This is a genomic window from Mycobacterium sp. 1245111.1 (genome assembly GCF_001673405.1).
GTDB lineage: Bacteria > Actinomycetota > Actinomycetes > Mycobacteriales > Mycobacteriaceae > Mycobacterium.
In genome coordinates this window covers 51,172-65,503 of record NZ_LZLV01000026.1, presented here as the reverse complement: position 1 = coordinate 65,503, position 14,332 = coordinate 51,172, and the positions used below count along the sequence as shown (strand labels likewise).

The 14,332-nt window shown below is 65.9% G+C and carries 15 protein-coding genes and 1 pseudogene; 13 read left to right on the top strand and 3 right to left on the bottom strand.

What is annotated here, in order from left to right; translation table 11 throughout:
* Position 1 precedes the first annotated feature (1 nt).
* Genes A5658_RS05445 through hisI form a run of 3 tightly spaced genes read left to right on the top strand, consistent with a single transcriptional unit; the run spans position 2 to position 1,942 of the window.
* Positions 2 to 814 carry an inositol monophosphatase family protein gene (locus tag A5658_RS05445; RefSeq protein WP_067332025.1) on the top strand — a complete coding sequence of 271 codons (813 nt, stop codon included), beginning with the start codon at positions 2 to 4 and terminating at the stop codon, positions 812 to 814.
* Positions 804 to 1,601, top strand: a complete 798-nt coding sequence (gene hisF / locus A5658_RS05440; protein ID WP_067332023.1) for an imidazole glycerol phosphate synthase subunit HisF — start codon at positions 804 to 806, stop codon at positions 1,599 to 1,601. Before A5658_RS05445 ends, hisF begins: the two co-directional genes overlap by 11 nt.
* Entirely contained in the window at positions 1,598 to 1,942 is a 345-nt protein-coding gene (gene hisI / locus A5658_RS05435; protein ID WP_067332020.1) for a phosphoribosyl-AMP cyclohydrolase, read from the top strand. The genes hisF and hisI overlap by 4 nt, the downstream gene beginning before the upstream one ends.
* On the opposite strand, the gene A5658_RS05430 is transcribed toward hisI, so the two are convergent.
* A complete protein-coding gene (locus A5658_RS05430; protein ID WP_067332017.1) occupies positions 1,939 to 2,397 on the bottom strand; it encodes a peroxiredoxin in 459 nt (152 codons plus the stop codon). The genes hisI and A5658_RS05430 overlap by 4 nt on opposite strands.
* A 60-nt stretch (positions 2,398 to 2,457) precedes the next feature.
* Here A5658_RS05430 and A5658_RS05425 point away from each other — a divergent pair, with 60 nt between their 5' ends.
* From A5658_RS05425 to A5658_RS05380, 10 genes and pseudogenes are all read left to right on the top strand, one after another.
* Positions 2,458 to 4,032: an anthranilate synthase component I gene (locus tag A5658_RS05425; RefSeq protein WP_067332015.1), complete on the top strand. Its 1,575-nt coding sequence runs from the start codon at positions 2,458 to 2,460 to the stop codon at positions 4,030 to 4,032.
* A gap of 12 nt (positions 4,033 to 4,044) precedes the next feature.
* Entirely contained in the window at positions 4,045 to 4,692 is a 648-nt protein-coding gene (locus tag A5658_RS05420) for a TIGR02234 family membrane protein (protein WP_067332013.1), read from the top strand.
* A 79-nt stretch (positions 4,693 to 4,771) separates the two neighbouring features.
* The gene (gene trpC / locus A5658_RS05415; RefSeq protein ID WP_067332011.1) at positions 4,772 to 5,590 is read left to right on the top strand and encodes an indole-3-glycerol phosphate synthase TrpC; all 819 of its coding nucleotides are present in this window, start codon (positions 4,772 to 4,774) and stop codon (positions 5,588 to 5,590) included.
* Between the two features lie 43 nt (positions 5,591 to 5,633).
* A complete protein-coding gene (gene trpB / locus A5658_RS05410; RefSeq protein ID WP_067332009.1) occupies positions 5,634 to 6,896 on the top strand; it encodes a tryptophan synthase subunit beta in 1,263 nt (420 codons plus the stop codon).
* Positions 6,890 to 7,705: a tryptophan synthase subunit alpha gene (gene trpA / locus A5658_RS05405; protein WP_156751274.1), complete on the top strand. Its 816-nt coding sequence runs from the start codon at positions 6,890 to 6,892 to the stop codon at positions 7,703 to 7,705. Before trpB ends, trpA begins: the two co-directional genes overlap by 7 nt.
* Positions 7,702 to 8,877: pseudogene (locus A5658_RS05400) on the top strand (prolipoprotein diacylglyceryl transferase); the annotation flags it as partial. The gene trpA and the pseudogene A5658_RS05400, both read left to right, overlap by 4 nt.
* Positions 8,878 to 8,903: 26 nt before the next feature.
* Positions 8,904 to 9,332, top strand: a complete 429-nt coding sequence (locus A5658_RS05395; RefSeq protein WP_067332000.1) for a DUF2752 domain-containing protein — start codon at positions 8,904 to 8,906, stop codon at positions 9,330 to 9,332.
* 60 nt (positions 9,333 to 9,392) lie between these two features.
* The gene (gene pyk / locus A5658_RS05390; protein ID WP_067332158.1) at positions 9,393 to 10,811 is read left to right on the top strand and encodes a pyruvate kinase; all 1,419 of its coding nucleotides are present in this window, start codon (positions 9,393 to 9,395) and stop codon (positions 10,809 to 10,811) included.
* A 22-nt stretch (positions 10,812 to 10,833) separates the two neighbouring features.
* Entirely contained in the window at positions 10,834 to 11,688 is an 855-nt protein-coding gene (locus A5658_RS05385) for an acyl-CoA thioesterase II (RefSeq protein WP_067331998.1), read from the top strand.
* Between the two features lie 112 nt (positions 11,689 to 11,800).
* Complete coding sequence (locus A5658_RS05380; protein ID WP_067331996.1) at positions 11,801 to 13,195, top strand: bifunctional lysylphosphatidylglycerol flippase/synthetase MprF; 1,395 nt, start codon at positions 11,801 to 11,803, stop codon at positions 13,193 to 13,195.
* 4 nt (positions 13,196 to 13,199) lie between these two features.
* On the opposite strand, the gene A5658_RS05375 is transcribed toward A5658_RS05380, so the two are convergent.
* Both A5658_RS05375 and A5658_RS05370 read right to left on the bottom strand, forming a co-directional pair.
* Complete coding sequence (locus A5658_RS05375; protein WP_067331993.1) at positions 13,200 to 13,610, bottom strand: DUF4190 domain-containing protein; 411 nt, start codon at positions 13,608 to 13,610, stop codon at positions 13,200 to 13,202.
* An 82-nt stretch (positions 13,611 to 13,692) separates the two neighbouring features.
* The gene (locus A5658_RS05370; protein WP_067332156.1) at positions 13,693 to 14,265 is read right to left on the bottom strand and encodes an HdeD family acid-resistance protein; all 573 of its coding nucleotides are present in this window, start codon (positions 14,263 to 14,265) and stop codon (positions 13,693 to 13,695) included.
* Between the last annotated feature and the right edge of the window lie 67 nt (positions 14,266 to 14,332).

The window sequence follows — 14,332 nt, the reverse complement described above, 5'->3', positions numbered from 1 at the left end:
AATGGATCTTGATAAGCAGGTGGCCTTATGGGTTGAGCAAGCCTCGGCGATCCTGGATGCCGCGGCCAAGCCGTTCGTCGCCGGGCATCGCGCGGATTCGGCGGTCAGCAAACGGGGCGACGACTTCGCCACCAAAGTCGATCTGGCGATCGAACGACAAGTGGTCGACGCGCTGGTGTCGGCGACCGGAATCCCGGTGCACGGTGAGGAATTCGGTGGCGCCGACCTGGATTCGGAATGGGTCTGGATACTCGACCCGGTCGACGGCACCTTCAACTACGCGGCCGGGTCGCCGATGGCCGCGATCCTGCTCGGCCTGCTGCACGACGGCGATCCGGTCGCCGGGCTGACCTGGCTACCGTTCATGAACGAGCGCTATGCCGCGGTGGTCGGTAGCCCGCTGATGAAAAACGGTGTGCCGCAGCCGATGCTGACACACGGCGACCTCACCGCCTCGGTGATCGGCGTCGGAACGTTCAATGTCGACTCACGCGGCCGCTTCCCCGGTCGGTACCGGGTCGCCGTACTCGAAGAGCTCAGCCGGGTGTCGTCGCGGATGCGGATGCACGGCGCCACCGGCATCGACCTGGCCTACGTCGCCGACGGTGTCCTCGGCGGCTCCATCAGCTTCGGCGACCACGTCTGGGATCACGCCGCCGGCGTGGCCCTGGTGCGGGCCGCCGGCGGCATCGTCACCAATCTGGCCGGCGAACAGTGGACGCTCGATTCGCGTTCCGCACTGGCCGCCGCGCCCGGTGTGCACGGTCAACTGCTCGAAATGCTGCAAACCGTAGGCCGACCCGATGAGTACTGAAACCCCTACCGGCACAAGCCTTGCCACGCGGGTCATTCCCTGCCTGGACGTCGATGACGGTCGCGTTGTCAAAGGCGTCAACTTCGAAAACCTCAGAGACGCAGGCGATCCGGTAGAGCTTGCCGCCGCCTACGACGCCGAGGGCGCAGACGAACTGACCTTCCTCGACGTGACCGCCTCCTCATCGGGGCGTACCACCATGCTCGACGTGGTTCGCCGCACCGCCGAGCAGGTGTTCATCCCGCTCACCGTCGGCGGCGGAGTGCGCACGGTCGCCGATGTCGACGTGCTGTTGCGCGCCGGCGCGGACAAGGTGTCGATCAACACTGCCGCCATCGCCCGCCCGGAGTTGCTGGCCGAGATGGCCGCCCAGTTCGGTTCGCAATGCATCGTGCTCTCCGTCGACGCCCGCACGGTGCCCGCCGGTTCGACACCGACGCCGTCGGGCTGGGAAGTGACGACGCACGGCGGGCGGCGCGGCACCGGGATCGACGCCGTCCAGTGGGCGGCCCGTGGCGCCGAGTTGGGAGTGGGGGAGATCCTGCTCAATTCGATGGATGCCGACGGCACCCAAGCCGGGTTCGATCTGGCGATGCTGCGGGCGGTCCGCGCGGCCGTGACGGTGCCCGTGATCGCCAGTGGCGGCGCCGGGGCGGTCGAACACTTCGCGCCGGCCGTCACCGCTGGAGCCGATGCGGTGTTGGCGGCCAGCGTGTTTCACTTCCGGCAGCTGACCATCGGACAGGTCAAAGAGGCCATGGCGGCAGAAGGGATCACGGTTCGATGACACTCGATCCCGCCATCGCCGCGCGCCTGAAGCGCAACGCCGACGGGCTGTTCACTGCGATCGTCCAGGAGCGCGGAACCGGCGACGTGCTGATGGTCGCCTGGATGGACGACGAGGCACTGGCCCGCACGCTGGAAACCCGTGAAGGAACTTACTTTTCGCGGTCGCGCGGCGAGCAGTGGGTCAAAGGCGCCACATCCGGTCACACGCAACGGGTGCATTCGGTGCGACTGGACTGCGACGGCGACGCGGTGCTATTGGAGGTCGATCAGGTCGGCGGGGCGTGTCACACCGGCGATCACAGCTGCTTTGACGCCGACGTGCTGCTGGAATCGGACTAACTCCGGGATTTCAGCGTGGCCAACGCCTTGTCGGCGTGGGAATCCATGCTCGTCTCGCTGGAGATCACGTCGAGCACTGTGCGGTCGGTGTCGATGACGAAGGTCGTGCGCTTGACCGGAATCAACTTGCCCAAAAGCCCACGCTTGACCCCGAATTGGTTGGCGATCGCGCCGTCGGTGTCGGAGAGCAGCGGGTAGTCGAACTGTTGTTTGTCGGCGAACTCCGCTTGCTTGGCAACGGGATCGACGCTGATGCCGACCCGGTTCGCCCCGACGGCGGCGAACTCTTGGGCAAGGTCGCGGAAGTGGCAGGCTTCCTTGGTGCAGCCGTAGGTCATTGCGGCCGGGTAGAAGAACAGCACGACGGGGCCGTCGGCCAGCAGGGCGCTGAGCCTGCGCGGTGTGCCGGTCTGGTCAAGAAGTTCGAAGTCAGCCACGGTGTCACCGGTTTTCATGGTCGTCACGCTACGCCAGCGGCGGGCGAAGCGCCTCGGTCCATCTGGGAAGATGACTGCGTGCACACCAACCTCGCCGCCGCCACCACCTCGCGGGAGCATTTCCGCGCGCTGGCAGCCGAACATCGCGTGGTGCCGGTGACCCGCAAGATGCTGGCAGACGCCGAAACTCCGCTGTCCGCGTACCGCAAGTTGGCCGACAACCGGCCGGGCACCTTCCTGCTGGAGTCGGCGGAGAACGGACGGTCGTGGTCGCGCTGGTCGTTCATCGGGGCCGGCGCTCCCTCGGCGCTGACCGTGCGCGACGGGCAGGCGGTGTGGCTGGGCACGGTGCCCCACGACGCACCTACCGGCGGTGATCCTCTACAGGCGCTGCACGAGACGCTGGAGCTGCTGGCCACCGCCGTGCTGCCGGGATTGCCGCCGCTGTCCGGCGGCATGGTCGGCTTCTTCGCCTACGACCTGGTGCGGCGCCTCGAGCGGCTGCCCGAGCTCGCGGTCGACGACTTGAACCTGCCGGACATGCTGCTGCTGCTGGCTACCGATCTGGCCGCCGTCGATCACCACGAGGGCACCATCACACTGATCGCCAACGCGGTGAACTGGAACGGTACCGACGAGCGGGTGGACGAGGCTTACGACGATGCGATCGCGCGGCTGGACGTGATGACCGCCGCGCTCGAGCAGCCGCTGCCGTCGACCGTCGCGACGTTCACCCGGCCCGAGCCGCAGCACCGCGCGCAGCGCACGGTCGAGGAGTACGGCGCCATCGTCGAGCGACTGGTCGGTGAGATCGAGCGTGGCGAGGCGTTTCAGGTGGTGCCGTCGCAGCGTTTCGAGATGGACACCCACGTCGAGGCGATCGACGTCTACCGAATGCTGCGGGTGTCCAACCCGAGCCCGTATATGTACCTGCTGCACGTGCCCAATGACGAAGGCGGAACGGCATTTTCGATCGCCGGGTCCAGCCCGGAGGCATTGGTGACGGTGCAGGACGGATGCGCGACGACGCACCCGATCGCCGGCACTCGGTGGCGCGGCGAGACCGAAGACGAGGACCAACTGCTGGAAAAGGACCTGCTGGCCGACGAGAAGGAACGCGCCGAGCACCTGATGCTCGTCGACCTGGGCCGCAACGACCTGGGCAGGGTGTGTGTGCCGGGAAGTGTCCGCGTGGAGGACTACAGCCACATCGAGCGCTACAGCCATGTCATGCACCTGGTCTCGACCGTGACCGGGATGCTGGCCCACGGCCGTACCGCATTGGACGCCGTGACGGCCTGCTTCCCGGCCGGCACGTTGTCGGGGGCTCCGAAGGTCCGCGCGATGGAACTGATCGAAGAAGTGGAGAAGACCCGGCGCGGCCTATACGGCGGCGTGATCGGCTACCTCGACTTCGCCGGTAACGCCGACTTCGCCATCGCGATCCGCACCGCGTTGATGCGTGACGGCACCGCCTACGTACAGGCCGGCGGTGGGGTGGTGGCCGATTCCAACGGGCCCTACGAGTACACCGAGGCGAGCAACAAGGCGCGGGCGGTGCTCAACGCGATCGCGGCGGCGGAGACGCTGAGCGGTCCAGAGGCGCCTGTCGACGATGCGGGCCGAACGGGCCGAGGAGGAGACGGGCAATGAGCGCGGACCGGAATGGCTGATGCGCAACCCGCCGTCGGTGGCCGACGGACGATCCGTGTGGCGCAGGCTCTGCTGGTGCTCTCGGCCGCCGGGCTGTGGGCGGCCTCCCGGCTGACCTGGGTAGACCTGACCACCTTCGACGGCCTGGGCCCCCGGAAGCTGGTCACCCTGTCCGGGGCGGGGTGGTCGTCGGCTCTGCTGCCGTTGGCGCTGCTGCTGCTGGCCACCGCGCTGGCCACCCTGGCGGTGCGCGGCTGGGCGTTGCGGGTGCTGGCGGTGCTGGTGGCAGTCGCCAGCCTGGCGACCGGATACCTGGCGATCAGCACGCTGGAGACCCCCGACGTCGCTGTCCGGGGCGCCGCACTGGCGCGCGTGCCATTGCTGGAACTGGTAGGCAGCCAGCGGCATTCCCCGGGTCCGGTTACCACACTCGTGGTCGCGGTCGGCATCCTGATCGCCGCGGCCCTGTTGATGCGCGCTGCCTCCTCGGCCGGCGGTACGGCCACGAAATACCTGGCGCCCGCCGCACGCCGATCCGCGGCGCGGCACGACGATGAGGCCCCGTCGGAACGCACGATGTGGGACGAACTCGACGAGGGCCGTGACCCGACCGACCGACCAAACGATCCGCCACCTGACGCTGACACCGAGGGTCGGTGACGAACGCCACCGTGGCGCTCGCTACCCTCGAAGCACGCCGTCAATAATGTGGCGGCGGCCGGGGAGAGGAACCGACAGCATGAGTTCGGCAAGCGTGCTCGACTCCATTATCGAAGGGGTCCGCGCCGACGTTGCCGCTCGTGAAGCGGTCGTGAGCATGCCGGAGATCAAGTCAGCCGCCGAAGCGGCCCCGCCGCCTCGTGATGTATTGGCAGCGTTGCGCGAGCCCGGCATCGGCGTCATCGCCGAAGTGAAGCGGGCCAGCCCGTCGGCGGGCGAACTCGCATCGATCGCCGACCCGGCCGCGCTGGCCTGCGCCTACCAAGACGGTGGCGCCCGGATCATCAGTGTGCTGACCGAAGAGCGCCGCTTCCACGGCAGCCTGGCCGACCTCGACTCAGTCCGCGCTGCGGTGTCAATTCCCGTGCTGCGCAAGGACTTTGTGGTCGGGCCGTACCAGATTCACGAGGCTCGTGCACACGGCGCGGACATGCTGCTACTGATTGTCGCCGCGCTGGACCAGCCCGCGCTTGAGTCGATGCTGGAGCGCACCGAATCGCTGGGCATGACAGCGCTTGTCGAGGTGCACACCGAAGGCGAAGCCGACCGGGCCCTCAAGGCCGGAGCCCGCGTGATCGGCGTCAACGCCCGCGACCTACGCACACTGCGGGTGGACCGGGATTGCTTCGCGCGCATCGCGCCTGGCCTGCCGTCAGACGTCATCCGGATCGCCGAATCCGGTGTGCGAGGCCGGGCCGATCTACTGGCATATGCCGGCGCGGGCGCCGACGCCGTGCTGGTCGGTGAAGGTCTGGTCACCAGCGGAGACCCGCGCGCGGCCTGCGCCGACCTGGTCACGGCCGGCAAGCACCCGTCGTGCCCCAAGCCGGCCCGCTAACCCGTCTGAACCCGATGCGCCGCTTAACCGTTGAGCGTTCGTGATGGCAGACTTTTCGAGTCCGGAACTTCCCCGTTCCAGCGCGGCCATCGCTGAGCCGACTGCCCACGATCCTGACCCTCGCGGCCATTTCGGCGTTTACGGTGGCCGCTTCGTCCCCGAAGCTTTGATGGCCGTCATCGAGGAAGTCACGACGGCCTACGAGAAGGTGCGCACCGACCAGACGTACCTCGATGAGCTCGATCGCCTGCAGACGCACTACACCGGTCGGCCGTCGCCGCTGTACGCGGCGACCCGGCTCAGCGAGCACGCCGGCGGCGCGCGCATCTTCCTCAAACGAGAAGACCTGAACCACACCGGTTCTCACAAGATCAACAACGTTCTGGGGCAAGCCTTACTTGCCCGCCAGATGGGTAAGACCCGGGTGATCGCCGAGACCGGAGCCGGACAGCACGGCGTGGCCACCGCGACCGCCTGTGCGCTGCTCGGCCTCGAGTGTGTGATCTACATGGGCGCCGTCGACACCGCGCGGCAGGCACTCAACGTGGCCAGGATGCGACTGCTGGGCGCCGAAGTCGTTTCGGTCGAGTCCGGGTCGAAAACCCTCAAGGACGCCATCAACGACGCCTTCCGCGACTGGGTGACCAACGCCGACAACACCTATTACTGCTTCGGCACCGCCGCGGGGCCGCACCCGTTCCCGACGATGGTTCGCGACTTCCAGCGCGTGGTAGGACTCGAGACGCGGGCGCAGATCCAGGATCAGGCCGGCCGCCTTCCCGATGCCGTGACCGCCTGCGTGGGCGGAGGATCGAACGCGATCGGCATCTTCCACCCGTTCCTCGACGACCCCGGGGTCCGACTCGTCGGCTTCGAGGCCGCCGGCGATGGTGTCGAAACCGGCCGCCACGCGGCCACGTTCACCGGCGGATCCCCGGGCGCGTTTCAGGGGTCGTTCTCGTTCCTGTTGCAGGACGAGGATGGGCAGACGATCGAATCCCATTCGATCTCGGCGGGCCTGGACTACCCCGGCGTTGGCCCCGAGCACGCCTGGCTGAAAGACATCGGGCGGGCCGAGTATCGCCCGATCACCGACACCGAGGCAATGGACGCGTTCCGATTGCTGTGCCGCACCGAAGGAATCATTCCGGCGATCGAATCGGCCCACGCCGTCGCTGGCGCGGTCAAGCTGGGCGTCGAGATGGGCAGTGGCGCAATCATCGTCGTGAACCTGTCCGGCCGAGGAGACAAAGACGTGGAGACGGCCGCAAAGTGGTTCGGGCTGCTCGACGACGGGCGATCATGACCGTCGAACAGAGTCAAAAGAGCCGACTGCAAGCACTTTTCAGCGCGTGCCGAGAGGAGCAACGCGCCGCGCTGATCGGGTATCTACCGACCGGATATCCCGATGTCCCGACGTCGATCGACGCGATGAAGACGTTGACCGAATCCGGCTGCGACCTCATCGAAGTCGGTGTTCCGTACTCGGATCCGGGGATGGATGGCCCCGTGATCGCGAACGCCGCGGAGGTCGCGCTGCGCGGCGGCGTGCGGGTGCGCGACACATTGACAGCGGTCGAGGCGATCAGTGCCGCAGGCGGTCGTGCCGTCGTCATGACGTACTGGAACCCGGTGCTGCGCTACGGCGTTGACGCCTTCGCACGCGATTTGGCCGCGGCCGGTGGATATGGGCTGATCACCCCGGACCTGATCCCCGACGAGGCCGACGCCTGGCTCGCCGCATCCGAGCACCACCAACTCGACCGCATCTTCCTGGTCGCCCCGTCGTCGACGCCGCAACGCCTGGCGCACACCGTCGCGGCATCACGGGGTTTCGTCTACGCCGCCTCGACCATGGGTGTGACCGGTGCCCGGGACGCGGTGTCGAACGCCGCGCCGGAATTGGTCGGCAGGGTCAAGGAGATTTCCGACATCGCAGTCGGGGTCGGATTGGGTGTCAAGTCGCGCGAACAGGCAGCCGAGATCGCCGGCTACGCGGACGGTGTCATCGTGGGTTCGGCGCTGGTCTCCGCACTCTCCGAAGGGCTACCGACCGTGCGCGCTCTCAGTACAGAACTAGCTGCCGGTGTCCGCCAGAGGATTTCGACTCCATGACCACGACCGTCCTCGCGTATTTCCCCAGTCCGTCGCAGGGTGTATGGCATCTGGGCCCGATCCCCATCCGCGCCTACGCGCTGTTCATCATCGCCGGAATCATCGCGGCGTTGCTGATCGGCGACCGTCGTTGGGAAGCGCGCGGCGGCGAGCGCGGCGTGATCTACGACATCGCGCTGTGGGCGGTGCCGTTCGGGCTGATCGGCGGCCGGCTGTATCACCTGGCCACCGACTGGCGCACCTACTTCGGTGACGGTGGTGCCGGTCCCGTTGCCGCGCTGCGTATCTGGGACGGCGGGCTGGGAATCTGGGGTGCTGTCGCCCTCGGCGGGGTCGGCGCCTGGATCGCTTGTCGGCGTCGGGACATCCCGCTGCCGGCATTCGGCGACGCAATCGCACCGGGCATCGTTCTGGCGCAGGCGATCGGACGCCTCGGCAACTACTTCAACCAAGAGCTGTACGGCCACGAGACCACCATGCCGTGGGGCTTGGAGATCTTCTACCGCCGCGATCCGGCCGGATTCGTCGACGTGCATTCACTCGACGGCGTGTCGACCGGCCAGCTCGCGATGGTGGTCCAACCGACCTTTCTCTACGAATTACTTTGGAATCTACTGGTTTTCGTCGTTCTGATCATTATCGATCGGCGCTTCACGATCGGGCACGGTCGGCTGTTCGCGGCCTACGTCGCGGGTTATTGCATTGGGCGATTCTGGATCGAATTGCTGCGCGACGACACAGCCACCCATATCGCCGGCATCCGGATCAACTCCTTCACGTCGACGTTCGTGCTCATTGGAGCGGTGGTGTATCTGGTGCTGGCGCCGAAGGGCCGCGAAGACCCGGCAACGCTCAGCGGCTCGGCTGCTGAGTTGCTGGAGCCGGACTCGATCGAAGACGAGGACGGCGCCGCCGCTTCCGCGGCGGACCAGTCGGAGCCAGGAGAAACAACCCCGCCGGTCGTCGATGCCGAGGATGATGCGGAGCCCGCGGCGCTCGACGAGCCGGACGCCGAAGCCGAGGCCGTCGTCGCCGAGGCGGATGCCGCTGAAGTAGATCCCCCTGAGGTCGAGGTCGAACCGGTCGAGGAGACCGACGACGCGGCGGACGCCGACGACGGTGAAACCGAGGTACCGGAAGCTGACGACGCAGCGGAGGCAGCCGGCGCCGATTCCGACGCTAAGCCGGTCGACGACTGATGTCCGACCCAGCCGCGCACGGGGCCGACCGGCCGGCTGCTCGCTGGAATCGTTACGTGCTGCTCGGATCGGGCGCGCTGTTGGCGGGATCATTGGGCTACATCGGTCTGGTCGATCCGCACCGGCCGGGCTCGTTCTTTCCGATCTGCCCCTTCCGTCTGCTCACCGGTTGGAACTGCCCGGCATGCGGCGGGCTGAGGATGGTCCACGACGTCCTGCACGGCGACCTGGCAGCCGCGATCAACGACAACCTGGTGCTTCTGGTCGGGATCCCTCTGCTGCTCGGATGGGTACTCCTGCGTCGCCACAGGTGGAAGTGGACGTTGACACTCCCGGCGGGCGCAGCGGTGCTGATCACATTGTTGGCGTGGACGGTGGTGCGCAACCTGCCCGGATTCCCGTTGGTTCCGACGCTGCTCACCCGTTAGCCCGCTGCGCGAAGGGGAACTGACGCGAGATGATCAGATCGCACGACTATGCTTTTCATCGTGGCAAGACGCGGAAAGATCGTCTGTACTCTCGGTCCGGCCACGAGCTCCGACGAGTCGGTCAGAGCGCTGGTCGAAGCCGGTATGGATGTGGCCCGGCTCAACTTCAGCCACGGCGACTACAGCGACCATAAAACGTCTTACGACCGTGTGCGTGCCGCCTCCGACGCCACTGGCCGCGCCGTCGGCGTGCTGGCCGATCTGCAGGGCCCCAAGATCAGACTCGGGCGCTTCGCCGACGGACCGACCTACTGGGCCAACGACGAAACCGTGCGGATCACGGTGGCGGATTGCGAAGGAAACCACGACCGGGTTTCGACCACTTATAAGCAACTGGCCCAAGATGCGGTGCCCGGTGACCGGGTTCTGGTGGACGACGGCAACGTCGGTTTGGTGGTCGACCACATCGACGGCGACGACGTGGTGTGCACGGTCACCGAGGGCGGACCGGTCAGCAACAACAAGGGCATGTCGCTGCCCGGCATGAGTGTGTCGGCGCCGGCGCTCTCGGAGAAAGACGTCGACGATCTCGAGTTCGCGATGCACCTGGGTGTCGACATGGTGGCGCTGTCGTTCGTGCGCTCCCCGTCGGACGTCGAACTTGTCCACGAGGTGATGGACCGGGTGGGCCGGCGGGTACCGGTGATCGCGAAGCTGGAAAAGCCCGAAGCGATCGACAACCTCGAAGCGGTGGTGCTGGCCTTCGACGCGGTAATGGTCGCCCGCGGCGACCTCGGGGTCGAGTTGCCGCTGGAAGAGGTGCCGCTGGTTCAGAAGCGCGCCATCCAAATGGCAAGGGAGAACGCTAAGCCCGTGATCGTCGCGACCCAGATGCTGGAATCGATGATCGACCATTCGCGGCCGACGCGGGCCGAGGCCTCCGACGTCGCCAACGCCGTCCTCGACGGCGCCGACGCCGTGATGCTGTCCGGCGAGACGTCTGTCGGTAAGTATCCGTTGGCCGCTGTCCAGACGATGGCCCGCATCATCTGTGCGGTGGAGGAAAACTCGACGGCCGCACCACCCTTGACGCATGTGCCGAGGACCAAGCGCGGTGTGATCAGTTACGCCGCCCGCGATATCGGCGAGCGGCTCGACGCCAAGGCGTTGGTCGCCTTCACTCAGTCGGGCGATACCGTCCGCCGGCTAGCGCGACTGCATACACCGCTGCCGTTACTGGCGTTCACCCCGCTGCCCGAGGTACGCAGCCAGCTGGCCATGACGTGGGGCACCGAGACATTCATCGTCCCAATCATGCAGACCACCGACGGCATGATCCGCCAGGTCGACAAATCGCTGCTGTCGCTGGGCCGCTACAAGCGCGGCGACATGGTGGTGATCGTGGCCGGTGCTCCGCCGGGCACCGTCGGATCGACCAACCTGATTCATGTGCACCGCATCGGCGAAGAGGACGTCTAACGCCGCTGACTAGGCTGGCCCGGTGTCTGACTTCGACGAGCTGATAGAGGTGCTGGACCTGCACCACGAGGGCGACGACGTCTTCGTCGGATCGCATCCCAGCAAGAACCCGCCTCGGACGTTCGGCGGTCTGATGATGGCGCAGTCGTTCGTGGCGGCCAGCCGCACGCGCGCCCGCAATCTGCCACCCAACGCGCTGTCGGCACACTTCATCAACGGCGGCGACACCGCCAAGGACATGCAATTCACCGTCGTTCGGTTGCGTGACGAACGCCGCTTCGCGAACCGCCGCGTCGACGTGACGCAGGACGGAGTCTTGTTGGCGACGGTGATGATTTCCTATCTGGCTGGCGGAAGCGGTCTCGAACACAACGTCGAGGCGCCGGACGTCGCCGACCCGGAGAACGTGCCGAGTCTCACGGAGCGACTACGCGGCTACGAAGACCGGGTGCCCCTGTTCGTCAACGCGTTGCAACCGATCGAGTGGCGGTACACCAACGAACCGTCGTGGGTGATGCGGGAGAACGGGAACCAGCTGGATTACAACCGGGTCTGGGTCAAGGCCGACGGCGAGCTGCCCAGCGACCCGGTATTGCACACCGCCACGATGCTCTATTCGTCGGACACCACGGTGCTGGATTCGATCATTACGACGCACGGACTTTCGTGGGGATATGACCGCATCTTCGCGGCGACCGTCAATCACTCGGTCTGGTTCCACCGCCAAGTGAATTTCAACGAGTGGGTGTTGTACTCGACGTCGTCGCCGGTGGCCTCGGATTCGCGCGGGCTGGGTACCGGCTACTTCTTCGATCGTTCCCGGCGGCCGGTGGCCAGCGTGGTGCAGGAGGGTTTAGTCAAATACTTTCCGGGTTAGAGCTGACGCCGGCAAAACCATCGGACAATCGCCCATTCCGCTTGCGACGCTGGTAGCGACCTCAGGCGTATCGTCGAGGGGGGTTGGATAGTCGAGTCAACCGGGGGTACGCGTGAAAGAGTCACCGCTCGGTCTCGCGAGTCGAGTCCGGTCAGACGAGCAAGTCGCTCACGTCGATTCCCCGATCGCGCGTTGGTCAGGCCTGGTAGTCCTGCTGTGCGCGATGTGCTGGCCGATCGTGATCATCGTGCGCACCCATGTCCAAACGGGCTGGAACGCGCCGGGCCGACTTGAGTGGTCGGTCGCGGTACTGGGCGCGGTCGCTTTCATCGTGCGAGGGCTATTCCTCGGGCGTCCAGTCACCGCGCGGCATGCGGCCGTAGCGTCGCTCTTCCTGGTGGTTGGAATTGCCGCCCGACTGTTGACTTTTGATCTGCTCGGCGGCGTGCTGATCGCCGGTTCCGGTTTGGTGTTGATGTGGCCGATCGCCGCGCGACGACAGCCCGGGGACCTTTCCCGAGTGTGGGAGTTGATCGACTCCACTGACGGCGACCCGTTGGCGCCGTTCATGATGCAGGTCGGAAAATGCTATGCGTTCAGCGCCGATGGCAGGGCGGCTCTGGCGTATCGAACCCGAATCGGGTATGCCGTCGTGAGTGGCGATCCGGTAGGCGACGAGGCGCAGTTTCCCGAACTGGTTTCCGATTTCGCCGCGCATTGCAAAGCTCATGGCTGGCGAATCGCCGTGCTGGCGTGCAGTGAACGCCGCCTGCACTTGTGGAGCGATCCGAGCGTTGTCGGAAGGTCGTTGCGGGCCATACCGATCGGGCGGGATGTCGTCATCGACGTGGCGGACTTCACCCTGACCGGGCGTAAATTCCGGAATTTGCGACAGGCCGTGCAACGCACCCATAACTGCGGGATCACCACCGAGATCATCGCCGAGCAGGACCTCGACGAGCGTCAGATCGCCGAGCTGAGCGACGTGCTACGGGCATCTCCGAGTGGAGCACACAGCGACCGTGGATTCTGCATGGCGCTCGATGGTGTGCTCGAAGGCCGTTTTCCCGGAATACAACTGGTTGTCGCGAGGGACAAATCCGGACTCGCACAAGGATTTCACAGGTATGCCACGGCCGGCGATGGCCGTGAAGTCAGTCTCGAAGTTCCATGGCGGAGACGCGGCGCGCCGAACGGCATCGACGAACGGCTCAGCGTCGATATGATCGAGGCTGCGAAAGCTGCTGGTGCACAACGTGTATCGTTGTCCTTTGCCGCTTTCGGAGAGCTTTTCGACGAGAAGGACCGAGGTCGCGCGCACGCAATTTTCTACTGGCTTATCCATCGGCTCGACCCGCTGATCGCGTTGGAGTCGTTGTACCGATACCTGCGCAAATTTCATGCAATGGGCGAACAGCGTTACGCGCTGGTGTCTCTCACCCAGCTGGTGCCGTTGCTCTACGTGATGCTGTCGTTGGAGTTCATGCCGCGCAGGCGGAGGCTGTAGCGACCTAGGGCGCTGATGCGGGTGTCAACGTCACGCTCAGCCGGTCCTGAACGGTGCGCCGGAACTGGTCGGCGCAATGTTGTTCTGCGACTTGATTTTCCCCTGCCTTCTGTATGCAGTCGATGTAGTCGCCGCCCCGGACGTCTTTCCAGACCGTGTTCCAGATCGCGACGAACGCCAGCCCGACGACGACCGCCAAGGCGCCCAATACGATCCCCGCGATCGCGACACCGCCGTTGTCGGCGATCCCGCGTTTGGCCCGCGCGCGCCCGAGGATGCCGAGGATCACCGCGACAACGCCGAGCGCGATCGGGGCAAACACCGTCGCGACACTCAACAGGCCGATTACGGCCAGCACCAGTGCGGCGATTCCGAACCCGTTCCTCGGATTCAGCGGCCCGGTGTGCGGCGACATAGTGGCCAGAATACGCGCCGTCGTAGACAACCACGACGCCTTCCCGGCTTACCGCACAACCGAATTCGTCGTCTGTCGAGGATCAGGCCGCAGGCGGCGGTGCACCCGCCAGAGCCTTCTCCATCCGCCGGGAGGCACTACGGATGCCGAACGAGGAGACGATCTCAAAGACCCCGATAACGATCAGCCAGATCGCGACGACGAGCGTCAGTATTTCGATGCTCTCCAATGGGGATCCGAGCATCACGATGCCGGCCAGCAGGCTGACCAAACCGAGGAAAATCTGCCAGGCGCGGCCGGGCAGGTAAGGATCGCTGATAGCCGAGATCGATGTCGCCACACCGCGAAAAATGAAGCCGACGCCGATCCAGATGGCGAGCAGCAAAATTGCATAGCCCTGACCGAAGTGCCGAAAACACAACACCGCCAACACCAGCGACGCGGCCCCGCTGACGAACGACAACACGCGACCGCCTGCCGAGACGTGTAGCGCGAAGGCGAAGAACACCTGTGCGGCGCCGGTGACCAATAGATAGATGCCGAAGAGGGCAGCCGCGATCACGATCGAGTGTTCCGGCAGGACGTACACCAGAATCCCCAGGGTCAACGACAGGATCCCCGACAGCAGGGTCGACTTCCATAGATGCGGCAACAACCTTGGAGCAGCAGTGGTTTCCATGCCCGGATTTTCCCACAAACAGCCACCGAGGTGAAAGATTTGC